The organism is Pseudanabaena sp. CCNP1317 (assembly GCF_034931345.1).
In the GTDB taxonomy this organism is placed as follows: domain Bacteria; phylum Cyanobacteriota; class Cyanobacteriia; order Pseudanabaenales; family Pseudanabaenaceae; genus Pseudanabaena; species Pseudanabaena galeata.
The window spans coordinates 52,014-70,236 of the sequence record NZ_JAYGIF010000098.1 but is presented as its reverse complement, the minus strand read 5'-3'; the positions used below and the strand labels follow the sequence as shown (position 1 = coordinate 70,236).

At 42.7% G+C, this 18,223-nt stretch carries 18 protein-coding genes and 2 pseudogenes; 3 read left to right on the top strand and 17 right to left on the bottom strand.

Going from position 1 to position 18,223, the window contains the following annotated elements; translation table 11 throughout:
• Positions 1-185, bottom strand: a pseudogene (locus tag VB775_RS17310) (IS4 family transposase); the annotation flags it as partial.
• 130 nt (positions 186-315) lie between these two features.
• Here VB775_RS17310 and VB775_RS17305 point away from each other — a divergent pair.
• Together VB775_RS17305 and VB775_RS26540 are read left to right on the top strand one after the other, a co-directional pair.
• Positions 316-567, top strand: a complete 252-nt coding sequence (locus VB775_RS17305) for a type II toxin-antitoxin system Phd/YefM family antitoxin (RefSeq protein ID WP_281006908.1) — start codon at positions 316-318, stop codon at positions 565-567.
• Positions 564-819 (top strand): annotated as a pseudogene (locus tag VB775_RS26540) (Txe/YoeB family addiction module toxin). Before VB775_RS17305 ends, VB775_RS26540 begins: the two are co-directional and overlap by 4 nt.
• A 486-nt stretch (positions 820-1,305) precedes the next feature.
• Here the strand turns inward: VB775_RS26540 and VB775_RS17290 are convergent.
• From VB775_RS17290 to VB775_RS17270, 5 genes are all read right to left on the bottom strand, one after another.
• On the bottom strand, positions 1,306-1,446 hold the full coding sequence (locus VB775_RS17290; protein WP_281006905.1) for a type II toxin-antitoxin system VapC family toxin: 141 nt from the start codon (positions 1,444-1,446) through the stop codon (positions 1,306-1,308).
• A complete protein-coding gene (locus VB775_RS17285; RefSeq protein ID WP_281006904.1) occupies positions 1,443-1,799 on the bottom strand; it encodes a hypothetical protein in 357 nt (118 codons plus the stop codon). Before VB775_RS17285 ends, VB775_RS17290 begins: the two co-directional genes overlap by 4 nt.
• 269 nt (positions 1,800-2,068) lie before the next feature.
• On the bottom strand, positions 2,069-2,359 hold the full coding sequence (locus tag VB775_RS17280) for a type II toxin-antitoxin system PemK/MazF family toxin (RefSeq protein WP_281006903.1): 291 nt from the start codon (positions 2,357-2,359) through the stop codon (positions 2,069-2,071).
• Complete coding sequence (locus VB775_RS17275) at positions 2,343-2,543, bottom strand: hypothetical protein (RefSeq protein ID WP_281006902.1); 201 nt, start codon at positions 2,541-2,543, stop codon at positions 2,343-2,345. Before VB775_RS17275 ends, VB775_RS17280 begins: the two co-directional genes overlap by 17 nt.
• Positions 2,544-2,661: 118 nt before the next feature.
• Complete coding sequence (locus VB775_RS17270; RefSeq protein WP_281006901.1) at positions 2,662-4,011, bottom strand: 16S rRNA (cytosine(967)-C(5))-methyltransferase; 1,350 nt, start codon at positions 4,009-4,011, stop codon at positions 2,662-2,664.
• Positions 4,012-4,244: 233 nt separating this feature from the next.
• On the opposite strand from VB775_RS17270, the gene mraY reads away from it, so the two are divergent.
• Positions 4,245-5,348: a phospho-N-acetylmuramoyl-pentapeptide-transferase gene (mraY, locus tag VB775_RS17265; RefSeq protein ID WP_281006900.1), complete on the top strand. Its 1,104-nt coding sequence runs from the start codon at positions 4,245-4,247 to the stop codon at positions 5,346-5,348.
• Positions 5,349-5,399: 51 nt separating this feature from the next.
• Here mraY and VB775_RS17260 read toward each other — a convergent pair whose 3' ends face one another.
• From VB775_RS17260 to VB775_RS17210, 11 genes are all read right to left on the bottom strand, one after another.
• The gene (locus tag VB775_RS17260; RefSeq protein WP_281006899.1) at positions 5,400-5,903 is read right to left on the bottom strand and encodes a pentapeptide repeat-containing protein; all 504 of its coding nucleotides are present in this window, start codon (positions 5,901-5,903) and stop codon (positions 5,400-5,402) included.
• A gap of 291 nt (positions 5,904-6,194) precedes the next feature.
• Complete coding sequence (locus VB775_RS17255) at positions 6,195-6,305, bottom strand: photosystem I reaction center subunit VIII (protein WP_071590184.1); 111 nt, start codon at positions 6,303-6,305, stop codon at positions 6,195-6,197.
• 100 nt (positions 6,306-6,405) lie between these two features.
• On the bottom strand, positions 6,406-6,879 hold the full coding sequence (locus VB775_RS17250; RefSeq protein ID WP_190580069.1) for a photosystem I reaction center subunit XI: 474 nt from the start codon (positions 6,877-6,879) through the stop codon (positions 6,406-6,408).
• 209 nt (positions 6,880-7,088) lie between these two features.
• Entirely contained in the window at positions 7,089-7,751 is a 663-nt protein-coding gene (gene nth / locus VB775_RS17245) for an endonuclease III (protein ID WP_281006898.1), read from the bottom strand.
• 250 nt (positions 7,752-8,001) lie between these two features.
• Positions 8,002-9,024: a glycosyltransferase family 2 protein gene (locus VB775_RS17240; protein WP_281006897.1), complete on the bottom strand. Its 1,023-nt coding sequence runs from the start codon at positions 9,022-9,024 to the stop codon at positions 8,002-8,004.
• A gap of 74 nt (positions 9,025-9,098) precedes the next feature.
• Positions 9,099-10,379, bottom strand: coding sequence for a lipopolysaccharide biosynthesis protein (locus VB775_RS17235; protein ID WP_281006896.1), 1,281 nt, complete (start codon positions 10,377-10,379; stop codon positions 9,099-9,101).
• Positions 10,367-11,383: a glycosyltransferase gene (locus tag VB775_RS17230; protein ID WP_281006895.1), complete on the bottom strand. Its 1,017-nt coding sequence runs from the start codon at positions 11,381-11,383 to the stop codon at positions 10,367-10,369. The genes VB775_RS17235 and VB775_RS17230 overlap by 13 nt, the downstream gene beginning before the upstream one ends.
• Complete coding sequence (locus tag VB775_RS17225; RefSeq protein WP_281006894.1) at positions 11,380-12,765, bottom strand: O-antigen ligase family protein; 1,386 nt, start codon at positions 12,763-12,765, stop codon at positions 11,380-11,382. Before VB775_RS17225 ends, VB775_RS17230 begins: the two co-directional genes overlap by 4 nt.
• A complete protein-coding gene (locus VB775_RS17220; RefSeq protein ID WP_281006893.1) occupies positions 12,762-14,243 on the bottom strand; it encodes a GumC family protein in 1,482 nt (493 codons plus the stop codon). Before VB775_RS17220 ends, VB775_RS17225 begins: the two co-directional genes overlap by 4 nt.
• Positions 14,240-15,364: a polysaccharide biosynthesis/export family protein gene (locus tag VB775_RS17215; protein ID WP_281006892.1), complete on the bottom strand. Its 1,125-nt coding sequence runs from the start codon at positions 15,362-15,364 to the stop codon at positions 14,240-14,242. The genes VB775_RS17220 and VB775_RS17215 overlap by 4 nt, the downstream gene beginning before the upstream one ends.
• The gene (locus tag VB775_RS17210; RefSeq protein ID WP_281006891.1) at positions 15,351-17,504 is read right to left on the bottom strand and encodes a sugar transferase; all 2,154 of its coding nucleotides are present in this window, start codon (positions 17,502-17,504) and stop codon (positions 15,351-15,353) included. Before VB775_RS17210 ends, VB775_RS17215 begins: the two co-directional genes overlap by 14 nt.
• Between the last annotated feature and the right edge of the window lie 719 nt (positions 17,505-18,223).

The following is an 18,223-nucleotide window of genomic DNA, read 5'->3' as shown; positions in this document are numbered from 1 at the left end:
CTCTGTAACCGCTTATAGTGTGATTCGACTTTGGCTTCTCCACTAAATCCTGTCGCGATTTCCGCTAGGTTTACTGTCTTTACTCGCATTAGTGCGATCAGGAACATCGACACAAATAAGAGTCTTGTTCCATTCCATTGCAGATGTTCATGTAACTTTTCGCAAAATACGCTAATCTCTTTCATAGGGGTTTTATTTGTGATGTGGTTATCTTTTATAAAACCCCTTCCTGCTTACTTTTGCAACTTTTTGTCCTGTACTAAGAAAAGCTATAATCGTTAACAATCTAGCAAGCAATAGCAGATCGACAACTTTATGAACGTAATTTCTTATGTTGATGCACAGAGAAACTTGGCAAAAATGATCGATCAAGTATGCGATCGCCACGATCCTCTGATCATTACGCGCCATCAACAACCGTCGGCAGTACTTCTATCTCTTGAAGATTATGAATCCCTCACCGAGACTGCTTACCTCTTAAAAAGTCGTAATAATGCGAAACGAATTTTTGAGGCGATCGCCGAATTAGAATCTGGCGGCGTTACTGTGCGGGAGCTAATCGAGTGAAGATACTTTTCTCAGAACGTGCTTGGGAAGATTATCTTTACTGGCAACAAACAGACAAAAAAATGCTCAATCGAGTTAACAACCTTATCAAAGATATCCAACGCAATCCCCATAGTGGCATAGGCAAACCCTAACCATTAAAACATGGATTATCAGGCATATTGGTCTAGACGCATTGACGATGAGCATAGGATTCTCTACAAAATTGAGAATGATACACTTTTGCTGGTTCAGATTCGTTACCATTATTAAAGTTTAAAGCACTTATTCAAATATCGATTTAGCTAAAATCTCATAAACCAAGTATTTGTTTAACATCATTTAAATCGATCACGGTTTTACTTTTAGCAAATAGCGATCGCCTTGTGATGTGATTATTTGAGAAGTGATCGCTAGGTGTGGGAATGAATAGGCGATCGCTGTTTATGGGTGATTAGTCAAATAGCCTTAAATCGTAGACCAATCTTCGATAGACAAATTTAAGATCTGTCCAAAGTCTTTAGCATTACGTGTAACTACAGTGGCGTTGATAGACAGAGCGATCACTGCGATCCTCAAATCTCTTGTACCCAAACGCCTAAATTGGGAACGTAAAATCTCAAACTGACAATATGCGTTATTGTCAAAACTAACTCTCCGTATAGTTTGGAAGAAGTCCAAAGCGTTCTCAAACTCGGCATAAGCTAAAAGTAGTTTTGATGACTGGGATGCTTGACGACACTTATTAATTTCACTAAGCTACCCTTGACAGATCTCTTCAGCCGTAATCACTGAAATAGCTAATTTATCTGGATCAGTTTGAAATATGCGATCGCAAACGGGAGTATTTCCTTTGAGAAACAAAGAAACATGATCGGTATCGAGTATCAGCAAACTCAAGCGATTTTTTCCTCATGGTAGTCAATTATAGTCTGTGAATCTAATTCACGGCGATGAGATTCGATGTTAACTAGTACAGATCCAAATAGCTGACTATTCCTATAAATTCCTGCAAACTTTCGCCAAGGATGTTCTCGTTTGGGAATTTCTAGTTCTAAAGATACGACCTCACTCTCTAATAAATTTGTAGTAATTAATCGATCTAATTCCAAAATAGCTGATTGGCGATCGCTGCTAATAACGCTATATTCGGGTAATCCTAATACTCTAGCGCTGACTTTACCATCTTTTTCATTCTTGACTAAGACGTTAATCGATAGCTTAGTTTGTCCATTAATCAGTTTAGCGTTCATAAAATTTGCCTTTAGAGATCGCATTATTTACGATGATTTATATTATGACACCTTGACAGGAAATGACTCTGGAGAATCGATCAAGCTAGCACTGAGAGTGTAATATCCAAAAACTTACAGATCATCTGCGATCGCCAATTTCTGTGAGCAATGGATTTGCCATACTCTCAGGGAAATTTGGCGATTTTTTTGGGTTTTGAGGGGCGATCATTACTTTCATCTTATTTGACTCAAATGCCAAGCCAGATTTTTAAAGATTGTGAAAGTATTTATGAATCAGAATTAGTTAGCTGACCAACTTGTTTAATCACTAAATTTTTGTTTACTGTGTATATTCCACACTTGACTGCTGTAACAGCGTTAAGCCCTGCTACTGACCAATTAGGTAGGATAAATTCTCCCTCCAGCAATCCCGATGTTTTGCTAGTCAACGGCACAATCAGAATATCTTGAGAAATATGTGGCGCACTTACTAAAACCGCAGGTCTAACTTTAGCGTTAGATAAGTCTGAAAAGGGATATCTAACTAAAATGACACTATTTTTAGAGTAATTGGGCATAGACATCATCTTCAATATTGTCCCAAACAGCATCAAGTGATGTTTGACTTGCCTGAAGCCAAAATTCAGATTCGTAATCAGATGCAAGTACAGTTACTAGTATCCTTGAGCCTTCTGGCAATTCTGAAGCCTCTAGCAATTCGATCTTTCCATTTTGAACAGTAGCCCAAAGAGTTTTTAGCATATCTTATAGACTTGAACAGCTTTAGTCTAATTATATAGTTGTTAGCTGAAACCACTAGACAGACTTATTTACAGACTTATTTATAGTTAATTCAAATAAGTTAAAGCTTGATTAGTGACTATATTTTCTGAAGTTTTACCATGAAGAAACCATCCATGTCATGTTCGTGGGGCAAGACTTTAATCCAACCCCGATCGCTTGCAAAATGAGCCGCAGGATTATCAACACTTGGCGGCACAATTTGCCAATCGGGATGATTGTTTAAAAACTGCTCAATAACTTCTTCGTTTTCAGCAGGATGAATCGTGCAAGTGCTGTAAACAATTACACCTTCGGGTTTAACCCATTGCGTGGCGCGTTCGAGAATTTCAGATTGAGTTTTAGCTAATTTATAGGGTTCTTCGGGAGTTTGTCGCCAACGAGCATCGGCGTGACGATGTAATGTTCCGAGTCCAGAGCAAGGTACATCTAGTAATACGCGATCGCATTTACTTTCTGGCAATTCTCCAAATTCACGAGCATCAATCTCAATGGTCTGTACATTCGTGATCCCCAGACGAGCCGTATTTTGATCAATCTTTTTAAGACGACTTGCCAGACGATCTAGGGCATAAACTTTACCCGTATTTTTTAGGCGATCGCTAATATGCGTAGTTTTACCACCGGGGGCAGCACAGGCATCGATAATGATCTCATCAGGTTGCGGATCTAATAAGTAAGTGACTAACTGAGCGCTCGCGTCCTGTACTGACCACCAACCCTCTTTAAACTTGGGTAATTGGCTCACATCCCCTGCACCTTGAGCCACGCGGATACCATCGGGTAAATAGGGAATCGGCTCAGCTTTGATTTCAGATTCAGCAAAAGCAGCGAGGACTTGATCCCTAGTCGCATGTAAAAGATTGACCCGTAAATCAAGATGAGGGGTTTGATTAAACCAATTGCAAATATTTGCGATCGCTTCTTGACCAAATTCTTTTTGCCATAATTCGATCAACCATTCAGGATAGCTATAAAAACTGGCGGGATCGGTAATATTGGCAAGAATATCTTCCTTCTCCTTGGCTCTGAGTATGGATCGCATTACCCCGTTTGTAAATCCTGACAAGCCCTTTAAATTGTTTTCTTTAACCAATTCCACCGTGGTATGAACGATCGCCGATGGCTTGATGCGATCGAGAAAACATAGTTGGTAGATACCAATGTGTAAGATTATTAATAAGTCGGGTGGTAATTTTGTGGTTGGTTTTTGTGAGAAGTTTTGCAAAACCGCTTGCAGGGTTTTTTGGCGACGCGTACATCCATACACTAACTCCGTGATCAGACGGCGATCGCTTTCTGGGAGATTAATGTTATCCTGACGCGCTCGCGACAGCGTACAGTCAAGCGCTACATCCGCGTAGGCATTGCGTCTTTGAATCAAACGTAGTGCTTCTAAAGCAATTTGTCGAGAATTCTTACTCGTCATCGGCAATTTAACAAACTTAAAATTAAAGGGATATTTACAAAAATTGAGTTCAAAGATTCAAGAATTATCAAAATTCAATGGTTGCACTGTAGACAAATGCGGTCATTATTTGGTATCTAAGAGCGTATATTCAGATGATATTTAATCATCTGTTACAAAGCCGTAAAAAAGCTGCTGATCTAAAGTTCGATCTAAAAAAAGTGTGATGGTTACTGTGGGTGTGAGGAGCGGCAATGGTTGATACTGGTGTGAGAGTTAGGAAAGCAAAATTTCCGACAGGAAGTAGCCTAGCACTTGGTTTAGCAATCGGTTTAATAAGTTTAATTGTTGGTGTCGATCTTTTCTTGAATCCTAATATAAGTTCAAGTTTGCTGTTACCATTCACATTTGGGGGTGGTGGTGTAGCTGCGTTGGGGACTCTTGCTGTACCTGCGTTGCGTCGCCTCAAGGCTGGTCAAATCATCCGTGAAGATGGTCCACAGGCTCACCTCAAAAAACAAGGTACGCCGACGATGGGGGGGATATTCATTATACCTGTCGGAATTTTATTGTCGTTGGTCTGGTCTGGTTTTAACGACAAAGTCATAGCTTGTAGCTTGCTGACTCTTTCTTTCGCCTTTATCGGTTGGCTAGATGATTGGAAAATTCTGCGCCGCCACTCCAATAAAGGCTTGTCTCCACGCTCCAAAATTTTCCTCCAAGCATTCTTCGCCGCTTGTTTCTGTGGATGGCTAGGAATAACCCAAAACTGGCAGGCGATCGCCACGATTAATTTGCCTTTAAAATTTGTGATTCCACTCGGTCTACTGTTTTTCCCACTTGCCTTGTTTGTATTCCTTGGCAGCAGCAATGCGACCAACCTCACCGATGGCTTAGATGGCTTAGCTGGTGGCACGGGTGCGATCGCTTTGTTTGGGATGGGCTTATTATTATTTCCTCAAAACAAAGAACTTGCTATTTTCTGCATGTGCCTCAGTGGTAGCTATTTAGGGTTTCTCTGGCATAACCGTTACCCAGCAAGGGTATTCATGGGGGATACAGGATCACTTGCTTTAGGTGGTGCGCTTGCATCGACGGCGATCCTCGGTAACTTGCTTTGGGCTTTCCTAATTATTGGTGCAATCTTTATCTGGGAATCAATTTCGGTGATTGCACAGGTTTCCTACTACAAGGCAACCAAAGACGAAACTGGCATGGGCAAGCGTCTTTTTAAAATGGCTCCTTTTCATCATCACTTAGAGTTAAGTGGGTGGCATGAGTTGCATGTGGTCAAATTCTTTTATCTCACTGGTGGGCTTTTAGTAGCGATCGCACTTTTGGTTAGCAAACTTCCATAGATAAGCTAATCACGAAATACACTTTAAAAAGCCGCCCAATTGGGCGGCTTTTTAGTTGCACTCTAAAGATTCTCTGGTATCAATACCAGTTTTCGAGTTTGTGCCTTTTGCTTTCGTGCATAGCCATTTGCGTTGTCCACCATCCATGATCGCGTCGGTGAAATCTGCCCCATCAATATTCACAAAATCAAAGGTACTGCGTAATAAGATTGTTTCGACTAGCAACGCATCACTGAGATCAGCTTTAGCAAAGTCCGCTTGATCAAGTAGCCCACCTGAAAAATTCGCCCCTTTGAGGTTTGCCCTTCTTAAAATCGAAGCGCTAAATACGGCTCCGCGCACATCGGCATTTTCAAAGTTGGCTCCTTCCATGTTGGCATTGGCAAAGCCTGAACCGACCAGATCTCTGCCTGAAAAGTCTCTGTTTTTTAGCTGGGCGTGGCTAAATGAGAGTGTTTCCGCTTGGGTCTTGATAGGCGATGTCAGTAAACAGGCGATCGCAAGTACTAGCGCGATCGCTAAGCGCAAAAATGAAGACGGTTTTAAAAATTGCATAGAAATAAAACTAAAGATAATGTCTTTATCTTAGCGTCTGGTATAGCTATAGCCATCTGTATCAGGACAAATCAAAACCCAAATAGTGTGAGGCGGCGCTTCGCGCCGCCTCACACTATTTGGGTTTTATGTCCTAACAAGAATGGCGACAGCTATAAAAGCAGGAAAGGCGATCGCTATAATATAGAGATCGCCTTTCCTGTTTTTGAGAATGTGATAAAAAATACGAAGAGCAAGTTTAAAGATATTGAAAATTAAGACTACAAAGAGCCTAGTTTCCAATTTTGTAAATTAGTTCTCAATATAGTTGAGAAGTAATCCCATGGTGGCGATCGGGAGGATTACACCAATGAGTGGTACGAAGATGAAAGAGACGTAGTAATGTGCGTAGTATCCAGTCATGGTCGTGGGTTTCCTTGAATTAAGATATAAATTTTTGAGGATCTGATTTAGATTAAATTAATATGATTTGGAGCTGAAGCTAACAACACCAAAAGCAAATCTAATTCCAAAGCAAACCAAGGAATTTTTGCATTGGCTCTAGGTAGTTGAGGAAGTATGCAAATGCAGCACCACCAGCACCACCAAGCAAGAAGCTACTAGCAAATTCGCTCCAACCAGCAGGTGTACCCAATTCAGCAGGGGCTTCTAAGGCAGAGCTAGATTGCAACTTAGTTACAGTTTGACCATATAAGGACAAGCCAACGGTCAAAAGCACAACAGATGCGAGCGTTGCCAAAAGACCAGCAAGGCTAGCTAATTCTGTATTTCTCAGAGGTCCTAGTAATGCAAAGGGCCCGTAAATGAAGTAGCCATGAGCCATGCCGATTTCTAGACCACGACGGCTAGGAGACAAGCCTGCACGGTAAGCAGGAAGGTTGCCGATAAAAGCCTTAACGATCGCAGAATCGCTAACGGGTGTAGACAAATTCCCTAGTTGGGGATCGTTTTTGAAGGGTTTTACAAAATCTGTCATAAGTCTTTATTAAGTTAAAGATTGCAGGGAGAATTTTGTCTTCATTTTAGGGAATAAGCGCGGATGTCTCTGCATAATGGGGGCGGATCTTTAGAAAACTTCACAACCACTAGTAAAAACTTGGCTTTGCCAAGTTTTTACTTTGAGTAGCTAGACATAAATAATTACAAACCAAAACCCATAAAGTTACGCCCCTGCGGGGCGTAACTTTATGGGTTTTGATAATTTGCTGATGGACATAAATCGGCTAGCTCACAGCGATCGCAAGCAGGTTTACGCGCATTACAAACAGCACGTCCATGATAAATAATCCTGATTGACCAATTTTCCCAGTCCCGTTGGGGCAGCATTCCCATCAGATCCCGCTCGACCTTAATAGGCTCTTCAAATTTGGTTAGTCCTAGTCTTTTAGTAAGTCGCTTTACATGGGTGTCAACGGTTACGCCTGCATTGATCCCATAGGCATGGGCTAAGACTACATTGGCAGTTTTACGAGCCACTCCTGCAAGCTTGAGCAGCTTTTCCATCGTATTTGGTACTTTGCCTTCAAAGTCACGCACAATCATTTCGCAGGCACTTCTAATGTTTTTGGCTTTGTTGCGATAAAAGCCTGTGGAGTGGACTAACTCCATGAGTTCATCGAGATCGGCGTTTGCTAGGGCGATCGCATCAGGATATTTGGCAAATAATTTCGGAGTGACCATATTCACGCGCTCATCGGTGCATTGGGCCGAGAGGATCACTGCTACTAATAGCTGTACAGGAGTTTCATAATCCAGCGAGCAAGTTGCGTCGGGATAAAGCCGTTTGAGACGGATCAGGATTTCGTTAGCCCGAACTTTTTTAGATGAACGTTTGGTAATAATTCCCATGAGTAGCGCGATACACCGATAATTTGCAGTTTAGCATTGTTTAAAAAAGCTCCTTCAGGAGCTTTTTTAACGTCAGTTCAACGAAAGCAAAAATGGTAAGAATCGCTAAGCGATTCTTACCATTTTTTGCCATTTGCGGCGTGCGAAGCACGCCGCAAATGGCTATATCGAACTCACGTTTTTTAAACAATGCTAAATAATTCAGGTAGCACTCAGCTATGTAGAATTTTGGGAGTAGGTTCACTTGGCTCTAATGCTGATTACCCTTAGCGATCACCTTGCGTTGACTATCACCTGTCCGTTTGAGAGCAAAGTTCTCGATGCTGTTGTACCAACTGCGCGGTAATAACCAGATTAAATAAGCCGCAAAAATCGTTAGTAGCGATCGCATTGGTTCATAAATTAAAATCTTCCAATTACATGCCAAGGCGCGATTTACAAGTTTTACTGCTGCTTTACCATCTTTATTGCGAATAGCACGGCGAGCGAGGTATCGGAACTGGTAGGCGCGGGCTAGGGGTTCCCACTTTGCTAATAAATCAGGGGCATAGGTGCGCGTTTTGGCGATCACTTTTTCCCATGATTCCAGTTGCTTATTCATGTTGGCAGATAGGCTATCAGGATTCACACGATAGAGAGTAAGCGGTTCGGGAATACCTTCAATTTGCCAATTGGTTTGAATGGCGATTCTAATCCAGCATTCAATATCTTCTGATTGACGGAATTGATCATCAAAATAGAAGTCTTCAACTTCACCATAAAGATTGTCTTGAAACTTAATGCCTTCAAGGGCTTCACGACGAATTACAGGGGCGGAACCGTTGCCAATGGGATTACGACAGAGTAAATGTGGTGCGTCAATATCTGTCAGCTTGGGCATTTGGTATGTGCCGAGAGAATTACTGTCTTCATCAATAAAGGCGGAACGGCTGAAGCTAATACCAACTTTGGGGTTGGAGTCTAAATGATGAATATGCTTCTCCAGTTTTTCAGGACTCCAGAGATCATCGCTGTCTAACAGGGCAATATATTCGCCTTGAGCATGACGAATTCCTGTATTTCTTGCCCCTGCTAAACCCCGATTTTTTTGATGGACAATCCGTATGCGCGGATCGTTGAACTGCTCACAAATCTCGATACTGCGATCGGGTGATTGATCGTCAACAATGATTAATTCAAAATCATGAAATGTTTGAGCTAAGACTGATGTAACTGTTTCTTCGATAAAACGCTCAACATTATAAACTGGGACGATTACTGATACTTTGACCATGATTTATTACCGATAATTAATTACTTAATTTGTGATTTGTTCCGCGCAAAGTGCGACACAAATCACAAATTAAATTAGGTTTGTTCCTGAAGATTAGGCTTGGTGATGTATTTCTTCACCCACATTACAAATATGGGAATAGCCCCCCAATGAATAAGCATCACCGATGCCGCTACACCTGTGATTTGCCAGATTGTACCTATACAAATCGCGATCGCAAAAATGATTGTAAACAGCACATTCCAAATCAAATCCCAACTTGGTTTGTCCAAAGCCCAAAGTGCTTTGGATGCTGCATTTGCATAGGGGCGCGGGATTGCCGATAGACAAATGAGAATCAATATGGGAATTGCGGGAATCCATTTCTGTCCAAATACTAAAGGAACATAAATCGGTGCAAGTAATACCTGTGCTAAGACAATGGGAATAATTACTTTGGTGATGGATTGGAAACTCTGGAGATAGCGATCGCGAAATTGTGCAGGGTCACTTCTGGCTTCGCATAGGTGCGGATAGAGCGCCGCATCAACGGCGGTAATGAAACTGAGGCTAATCCCTAGCCCTGCATTGAAGGCAAAGTAATATAAACCAAGGGCTTTAATCCCTAAGAAATGCCCTGCGATTAAATAATCGAGATTATTGCGGAGGGTTGCCAGCATTTGGATACCAAGAATACTGCGCCCAAAATGGATAATCTCTTGCCAACGATGGAGCGTAAAGGATTTGGTTGATCGCCAAGGATTATTGGAGCGATGGACGATTACCCAAATTGGGGCAACGATTACTTTTGGCAAGACGATCGCCCACATTCCAAAGCCTTGCCAAGCCAGAATCATCGTCAAAATGTTGTCGGTGGAAATCTGTAAAGCATTGGCTAAAGCCGAGACATGGAGGCGGTTTTCACGCTGCGATCGCGCCGCTTGGATTAGTCCCATCGGTAGCATCAGATAAACCAAGCCCATCGCACAGATCGGTAAAATTACTTGGCTGTCCTTATAAATCCATGACATCGGCAAAGCAATCAGACATTGAATGAGAAATAAGCCACCGCAAATAAACCAATTAATGTAATAGGCTGTTTGGGATAGCTCTTCAATGTCTTCTTCTTGGGCTTGGATTAGCTTATCGAAAATGCCATTGCGCGTGAACACATTCACAAACTCATTGGTAGTTAGCACTAGCGCCGCTAAACCATAGTCATATTCCGACAGCCATCGTGCTAAGACCACCGTAGCAGCCAATCGCGAGATGCGGATAAGAATTTCTGATAAGCCTAACCAGCCAATATTACGGGCAAAGCGATTCGCTAGTTTTTTCTGAATGAAGCCAATTACTGACTGAATTAGTTTTTGCATAGATCTGATAGCAGCGCCTCCCATGCCGTCATATATTCTTCCCAAGAATTCTGCACATCCATGCGACCTTGTAAGCCCCATGATTCCAGTTGCGATCGCGGCATCTCACAAACTTGATCGATCGCTGCGGCTAGAGCATCAGGATTATTAGCAGGAACTAGTACGCCGCAATCATTTACCTGTTCCGTTAATCCATCTACTTTCGAGACAATTACCGCTTTGGCTGCGGCTTTAGATTCTAAGCAGACATTGCCCCAAGGTTCCCAATTAGAAGGAATGATGATTGCATCGCATTTTGCGAGAAAAGATGGCACATCAGAAATAGAACCCAGAAAATGAATACGTGGATCATCACCAGCTAAGGATTTCAACAATTCTTCCTGCTCTCCATAGCCACCTACTAGCAATTGGATTTGAGGATTTTGGACTTTTTGCATTGCTCTCAGTAAGGTGTCAAATCCCTTTTGCTGATCAAATCGACCATAGGCTCCTAATATCAGAGTTGTGTCAATGGATTTAAGAGGTAAGGTCAGAAATTCATCTAAAGTTCGACATTGCTGAATAGTGCTAAGTTTCCTTGGATTTACAAGGCGATGCGATCGCATCCATTTTCTCTGTCCTTGGGAAATTGCGACAACTTTATGGGCTAGTCCATAGGCAAAACGCAGCATTAAATGAAACCGCCAAGGCGATCGCACTTTCCACTGTTCAAAGCTTTCAGAATAGTGATGCTCATGAATGAGTAATTTGGTCGCGAACCTGAGTTTTAATAATCGCCATAGCGATCGCCAAGAACAGGGATCATGCCAAATCACCACATCAGGTTTAATTGTCGATAAATTGTTGAGGGCTTCACTTTCGGAGAGAAAGAGAAACTCAAATTTTTCTTTGAGACGCGAATTAGTGAGGCTACCACTGGTACTTTTGATACCGCCCACATTGCGATCGCTGAGTAGATGCAAAATTTTGGGCTTACGTTCTTGGGCATTTATTGTTGATGTCATGATGTAATCTCCTCCTTATTTTGATTAGTATTTTGATTTTCTGTTTGCGCGATCGTTGCCATTGGCAAAGCTGGTCTAGCTTCTATCTCATCTTCATTAGGAAGTTCTAGAAATCCCATACCGATCACGATTAGCCCAGGCCAGAACAGATAGGCTAAAATTTCCAGATTTTCGCCAAAGGTATAGAGAAAGATAACCAACAACATCGTTAATCCGAGTTTAGCGGTATCATTGCGTTGTGACTTAATCAGCAAATCCACCAAGCTATAGATCATCGGTACTGCTAGAGCCGCGAAGCCCACGATCCCTTTCACAAAAAGCAGTCCATACCAAGTGTGATGGGAACCAATGGGCATATATTCCACCATGTGCGGACCATTTTCGACAATACCATGCCCCCAGATGGGCGCTTCCGTTTGCCAGCGATAAACCGCAATTCGACCAAGGGCGGCGCGTACTCGCGAGGAGTCTTTACGGGCGGCAGCAAACTGCGCGGAAAAGCTTTCTAATCCATCCATTAATATTGGTAAAGTCACCCCTCCTGTGCTGGCGATAAACCCCGTAATCATCAGCGCGATCGGTCGTGAAATCCTCGACAATACCTCTACCAAAATCCATACTACTGGCAAACAGAGCAGGGCTAATCGGGATTTGGAAATTTGACACATCATGATACAACCTGCAATTCCCATGTATTTCCATTTTTTGCAAGGTTCGCGCAAAATCATAAAGAAGTAAATATTTGCCACAAATCCTAATGCGGGAGCCCAAGGTGTAAATAGTCGCCAACGAGGTGAATTATCTCCAGGGTCAATTTCATAGAGACGGAATTCAAAAAATTCGGGACCAGGCCCGCCGATCGCCCGTAATGGAGAGACAAATAATTGTGCGGGTAATCTGGCATAGTACGCAGCTATAAAGATGGGAGAGAACAAAAGCACCATCGTACAAACCAGCGCCGCCGCTCTGTATAGCAGTTTTGGGCGAATTGGTAAACATCCCGCCATCGGAAATAGCGCTAAGATCGCCCATCCTTTTGCCCAACCGATGGATGATTTAATAATCTGTCCCATCTCTAGGTAATAGTCCAGATGACCCATGATCAGCGACACCTGCATAAACACCATGCCGCCAACCCACATCCAAATGCCAATGGGAATACGAATCCGATCTTTTAACGGGGTCTCTGGATCTTGCTGCCACCACCGCCAACACAATATGCCAAATAGGAGCCAAGGCAAAATCGCGCCTAATACATATAAACCGCCAATGAAATAAATGGCAAAAGTCCAAACGATCGAGTACCACACCAACTTCTCTTCGAGATTTTCGGGTGTAATCTTAAAATGTTCAGGGGTTTGCAAAAATTTGAATATATTCATCGCGATTGACCTGTTTTACTGCGATCGCTGTTGGGAATAGCGCGTAAAGTCGGTAACTCCGCCACCTCAGAAAGTTCCACTTCCTGTTTTGACTTTTGACCCATCGACTTGCGCTTCCACAACAAAAATACGCCTGTGGTTACGAAAAGCGAACCGATAAAAGCACCAGCCATTACGAGTTTTGGTTGGGGCGATGCTGGCTCATCTGCCAAACTAGGGGGCGAAACTAATTGGGCTAAGGGATAGGCGGTAAAAATATCTGATTTGCTCAGGTCAATTTTGGCGAGGGAAGAAGCGAAGACCGCTTCGGCAACCTGAGCATCACGTTGGAGGCGATCCAGTTCCAATTGCTTTTGGGTCAAATCCCGCAAGCGATCGTCAAAATTTTCAATTTGGCGACCCAATTCTTCGGCTTGTCCAGCGATGCCACTCTGTTCTGCTTGGACAGCCACCAAATCCCGATATAGACTTTCTTTGCCTGCACTGCCCGTCACGTTTAAATTGATCCTTGCCAAATCTTGCAAACTCAGGGGACGTTTTAATAAGAAACTGGCGCGATCGCTAATCGCCGCACCAGCATTCTTTTGTCTTGCGGCTTCTCTGACCACATTAGGGTGATTTTCGCCCCATTTAGAACTTAAAGTCGTCAAGGTCGCCGATGATTCACTAAAATCCCTGAGATTTTGTTGATAAATCGGATCGGACTGCAAAGTAAAGGCGGCGCTTGCCTCATCGACGCTTAAACCGAGGCTACTTGATAATTGCTGAAGGCGATCGCTAATTAAGATATCCTGCGCTAACATTTCCGCCCTCTGTTTCCGCAACTGCTCCAAACTCACCGCCACTTCTTTCACTTGATCGCTGGTACTCAGCCCCGACTGACTTTTATAGGCAGCCAATTTCTTTTGGGATTCCGCTAATTTAATCTTTGCCATGTCCAGAGTCGCCTGTGTGCCATCATCCCGCCGCGCGATTTCATCTTTACGCAGCTTACTCACCTTTCGCATAAGCGTATTGTAAAGCGCAAATCCCCGCTCTTGAGCCTCTTTTGCGCTTGGACCCTCAATTTCCACTTGCAAAATGGAAGTATTATCGATTAATTTACTTTTAGGCTTTCCTAATTCTGAAGTCTTGATATTTAGAGATTCCGCCGCTTCTTTTAAAACTGGCTCATCATTGAGGATATATTGATAATTTGCGCGGGGATCAAGAGAAGATCCGCCTGAAGCCGAAGTACTCGAAGAGGAAGCTTGACCAATACTCGGTAAGTTCACATTTGCTCCCACATTGCCCCCAGGCAAAATGATTGCCATTTTGCTCACAAATTTAGGCTTTGTCCTTTTGAGATAGGTCAAGGCTCCTCCCCAGATGATCGCATTTAGGGCTAATCCCATGAAAACATAGATCCACCACCCAAAGCGAGGCGATCGCTTAGGCTCGGTCAAATCAATAGTTTCAGGAGGAGATTCCTTACTCATTGACCGCTCCCGCCGAAAATATCGCGAATCAGCTTGATCGGATTGAGAATATCCCCCACAAAATTTAAAACACCTCTCACTTCCGTTACAGTGGAGTCATAACAGGCGACGCTATCCTGCGGCATTAAAAATGGATTCGTAATCTGATCCTTAGAATTGCGGATTAAATCTTCAACGGAGCGATCAATTGCAACAGTTTCTCCTGAAGGGCGATCGGTTCGCACTAGCACCGCACGGCGTGGAACGTTTGTGGGTGTAGTCCCACCGACACAGTTGGCGGCAAATACCGCCTGCGAAAAACGGGAACCATAGGGAAAGCTAGATGAATCCTTGCCGATCGCTGAAGAAGCGTTACTACTAGCAGGTACGGTTAAGTTCGATAGAAAAACCGTAATTCCAGGGGGAGTAATTTGGGAGGGGCGTACAATGCGCGGATCGATGGTGTCTCTTTTGGGAACGATGATCGTATCACCCGCGATCAGGGGAATATCTTCCACTGGCTCCCCTGTGAAAATTCCTGACAAATCCACGGTTAACTGCTTATTTTGGCGAATTATGCTGATTTTGGTGATATCGGCATTAGGTGTTACGCCTCCCGCACCCCGCAAAGCCGAAGTTAAAAACCTATCAGGAGCATAGTCACCCGATGATTGCGTCAGTTGCTGGGCGCGAACTTCGGCACTGCGATTATTGATCAGCACTCGCCCCGTTTGAAAGGTTTCCCCCGAAACATTCACAGCGATCGGGGCAAGCGCCAGAGGCAACACTGAAATTTGCAGGAATTGCGGTTGAAAATATTTCCTCTCAATCAGTTGAATCTGAATTAAATCTTGAATGGTGGGCAGATCCAATCCAACTACAGACAGAGGCGCTAAATAGGGAATAGAAATGGTTCCATCGGTATTGACTTCATATACGCCGTTGAATAATTCGCCTTCGGGAATCAGTATGCGAATACGATCGCCTGGGGATAGGGGTAAAGCGGCTAGGGGCTGGACGTTGCTAACAGCGATCGCAATCATTGCCAAGATTAAACGTCCCAAATTAAGCGGTAAAACTAAACTTAACCACCTGATTTTGCATTGTTTGTGAGATCTATGCGATCTTTTAGACTGCGCCATTGTTCCGTTCAAATAAAACTGCAATAGTTCTCCAGATCAGCCATAGATCATATTTTAGACTCCAATTGCGTTTATAGGTAAGGTCAAAGCCCATCACCTCTTCAAAGCTTCTGACCGTCGAGCGTCCACTTACTTGCCAGACACCACTGAGTCCTGGTTTGACATCGAGCCGACTCCATTCGGTCATTTTTTCATCGGTATATTCGTTCTCTAGCTCATACAGCCCCACTTCACCGAAGGTTGGTGGTCTTGTGCCAATCAGACTCATATCGCCTGTAAGAATATTCCAGAATTGGGGAAACTCATCAAGGCTAGTTTTACGCAGGAATTTACCGACTTTAGTAACGCGTGGATCGTTACTGTTTTTAAAAAATTTACCGCTATCACTATTTTTAGGTGTGCCATCAGTGGAATTAGCGATCTCATTGGTAACCTTTTGCTTTAACATTTCCGCATTTTTGACCATAGAGCGAAATTTCCAAATCCCAAAGGGTTTGCTCATCAGTCCTGCGCGTTTTTGCTTAAAGAGAATCGAACCACGGCTCTCCAGTTTGATCGCGATCGCAATTGGCACAAACAAAATTGCTGTAAAACTCAACCCCACCAAAGCACCGAAAATATCGATCAACCGCTTGGGGAAACTACGAACCGATGGATGCACTGTTAGAGAAGGATCTAGCTCGATCGCAGGGTAGAAAAAATACATCACATAGGCAATCACACAGAAGATGGGAATACCAACAAAAAATTCATAGATTCGATGTAAAATTCTTGACAGTAGATTAGATTTGCTGTGCGATCGACCATTGTATGGATTTGGTAAACGATTGGTACGACTTGCTGGCTCAATATAAAAAACATGCTCAAGCTTGGTCATTTTTAAAATTGATAACACTTGAGAATTGACACTCCAGAGAGCCAGTTCTGTTGGTTCTGATTTACCTGACTGAATATCTGTTTGACGCAAAACTTTTAAACAAGATACCAACGCACCAACACCTGAGCTATCAATGAACTCAGTATGAGACATATCGATGATAATCTTGCGAAAGCTTTCTTCCTCTTGACACAACTGGTGAAAGTCTTCCTTTAATTTGCGTGCTTCAGGGTTAAATATATTTTTAGGTGTGCTGATCAAAACCGTGTCATAAAAATTAGTCATCTGTACATCATTTAAACCAAACCTCAAGGATTGCTGCTCACTATTGGTTGGGATATAGACTGCTTCAGGATAGAGACTTGCAATGTCTTCAGACCGAACAACCAACAAGTCCAAAGCTTTACACGATCGCAATAATTTAGCCGACAGACTCAGGTCGCGGATGCGCGTTTTTGACTCAATGAAAATTACTTTACTCTTAAACAAATACTTAGCAGCTAATAAAAAGGGTGCAGCGACACCAGCTCCAGTAGACATCACGAGCTGAGGTCTTTCTTTCCTTAGGACATCTATTGCTAAATACAAGTTGCGGATAAAGTTAGGAATATTGCGATTAGTAGGACTATAGGCCCAGAAAGTCTTTTCGGCACTTAACTCGGTCTGTGTTGTCCCTGTTTTAAAGGTAATCCAAGTTCTTTGCGGAATGGTTTGCCAATATTCGCTTAATCCTTGCATTCCCTTGAAGTGCCCACCTGATGAGCATACTAAGAGAATTTTTTGATAGTCTTGGCTAGGATAGCGATCGCTTAAATATTCACATAGTGCTTTGTCTTCACTAAAGCTAAGAGGACTCCGAGGAATAGTCACTAACTTCAAAAACTTCACTAAATCGGCTGGCGATCGGGCAATGAGTACGCCTTGGTTTTCTAAATCCTCAGCCATTTCTAGCTGATGATCGTCCACATGTTCATGGAATTTAACTGTGCGTGGTACTAAGATATAAGGCTTATCAAATTCTTCAAGCAACAGGGTACTACCCTCACCACAGTGGGCAATTACTGCGCTTGCTTGCTCAACCAGTCGCTTAAATTGCGTTTCTGGAATTATTTTACTAATTTTTACATCGTCAGGTAAGCGTGTTGAAGCCCCATACTGAATGACAACTTCTTCATTAATTATCCCCTCCTTGATCAACAAACTAATCCAATCCATTAATGAATTGAATGGATACTGCTCAGTCCCGACTGTAACAAGTATCATAAATTAATGCTCCCCATTTGTTTAGCTATGTATTTGCTTGGATGAGACTTGGCATATATTCAGTCTCGCAATTTTTTAAGTCCTATCTCTTGATCGTAAAACTCTTGAATTTCTAAATTTGATTTAAATTTGATTGGATCAGAAATAGATTTGCATTTCTTTAAATAAGTTTAGCAGATTGTACCTATTATTCACTCAGCATAAAATATTACAACTATGCTTAGCAATCTAAGTTTCGATTGGGAGATAAAACTCAAATAAATGAAGGCGGTGCAAAGCACCACCTTCATTTAACGTCAGTTCGACGAAAGCGAAAAATGGTAAGAATCGCTAAGCGATTCTTACCATTTTTCGCCATTTGCGGCGTGCGAAGCACGCCGCAAATGGCAGGGTAAAATAATAAGCCAAAGGCAAGGAATAAGCCAAAAATGAGGAAAAATTTATTACTACAGCGCTTTGCGCTCAAATCCAAACCAAGAAAAACTTTGAAAGCGTTGCAAGAAAACGCTTTCAAAGTTTTTCTTGTGGCTCGTTTGATCGGCAATTGCTGTAGTATAAATCCAGAGATGTCAGAGATAAGAGTGGCGAACCTAGATCATCCTTAATACACAATCGCCCATTTTTTCTATCAAACAGCGATCGCCCTCTCACCATACCCAAAATCCAATCGCCTATTCTCTCAAATCAAACAGCGATCGCCCCTCACCACCCACCAAACC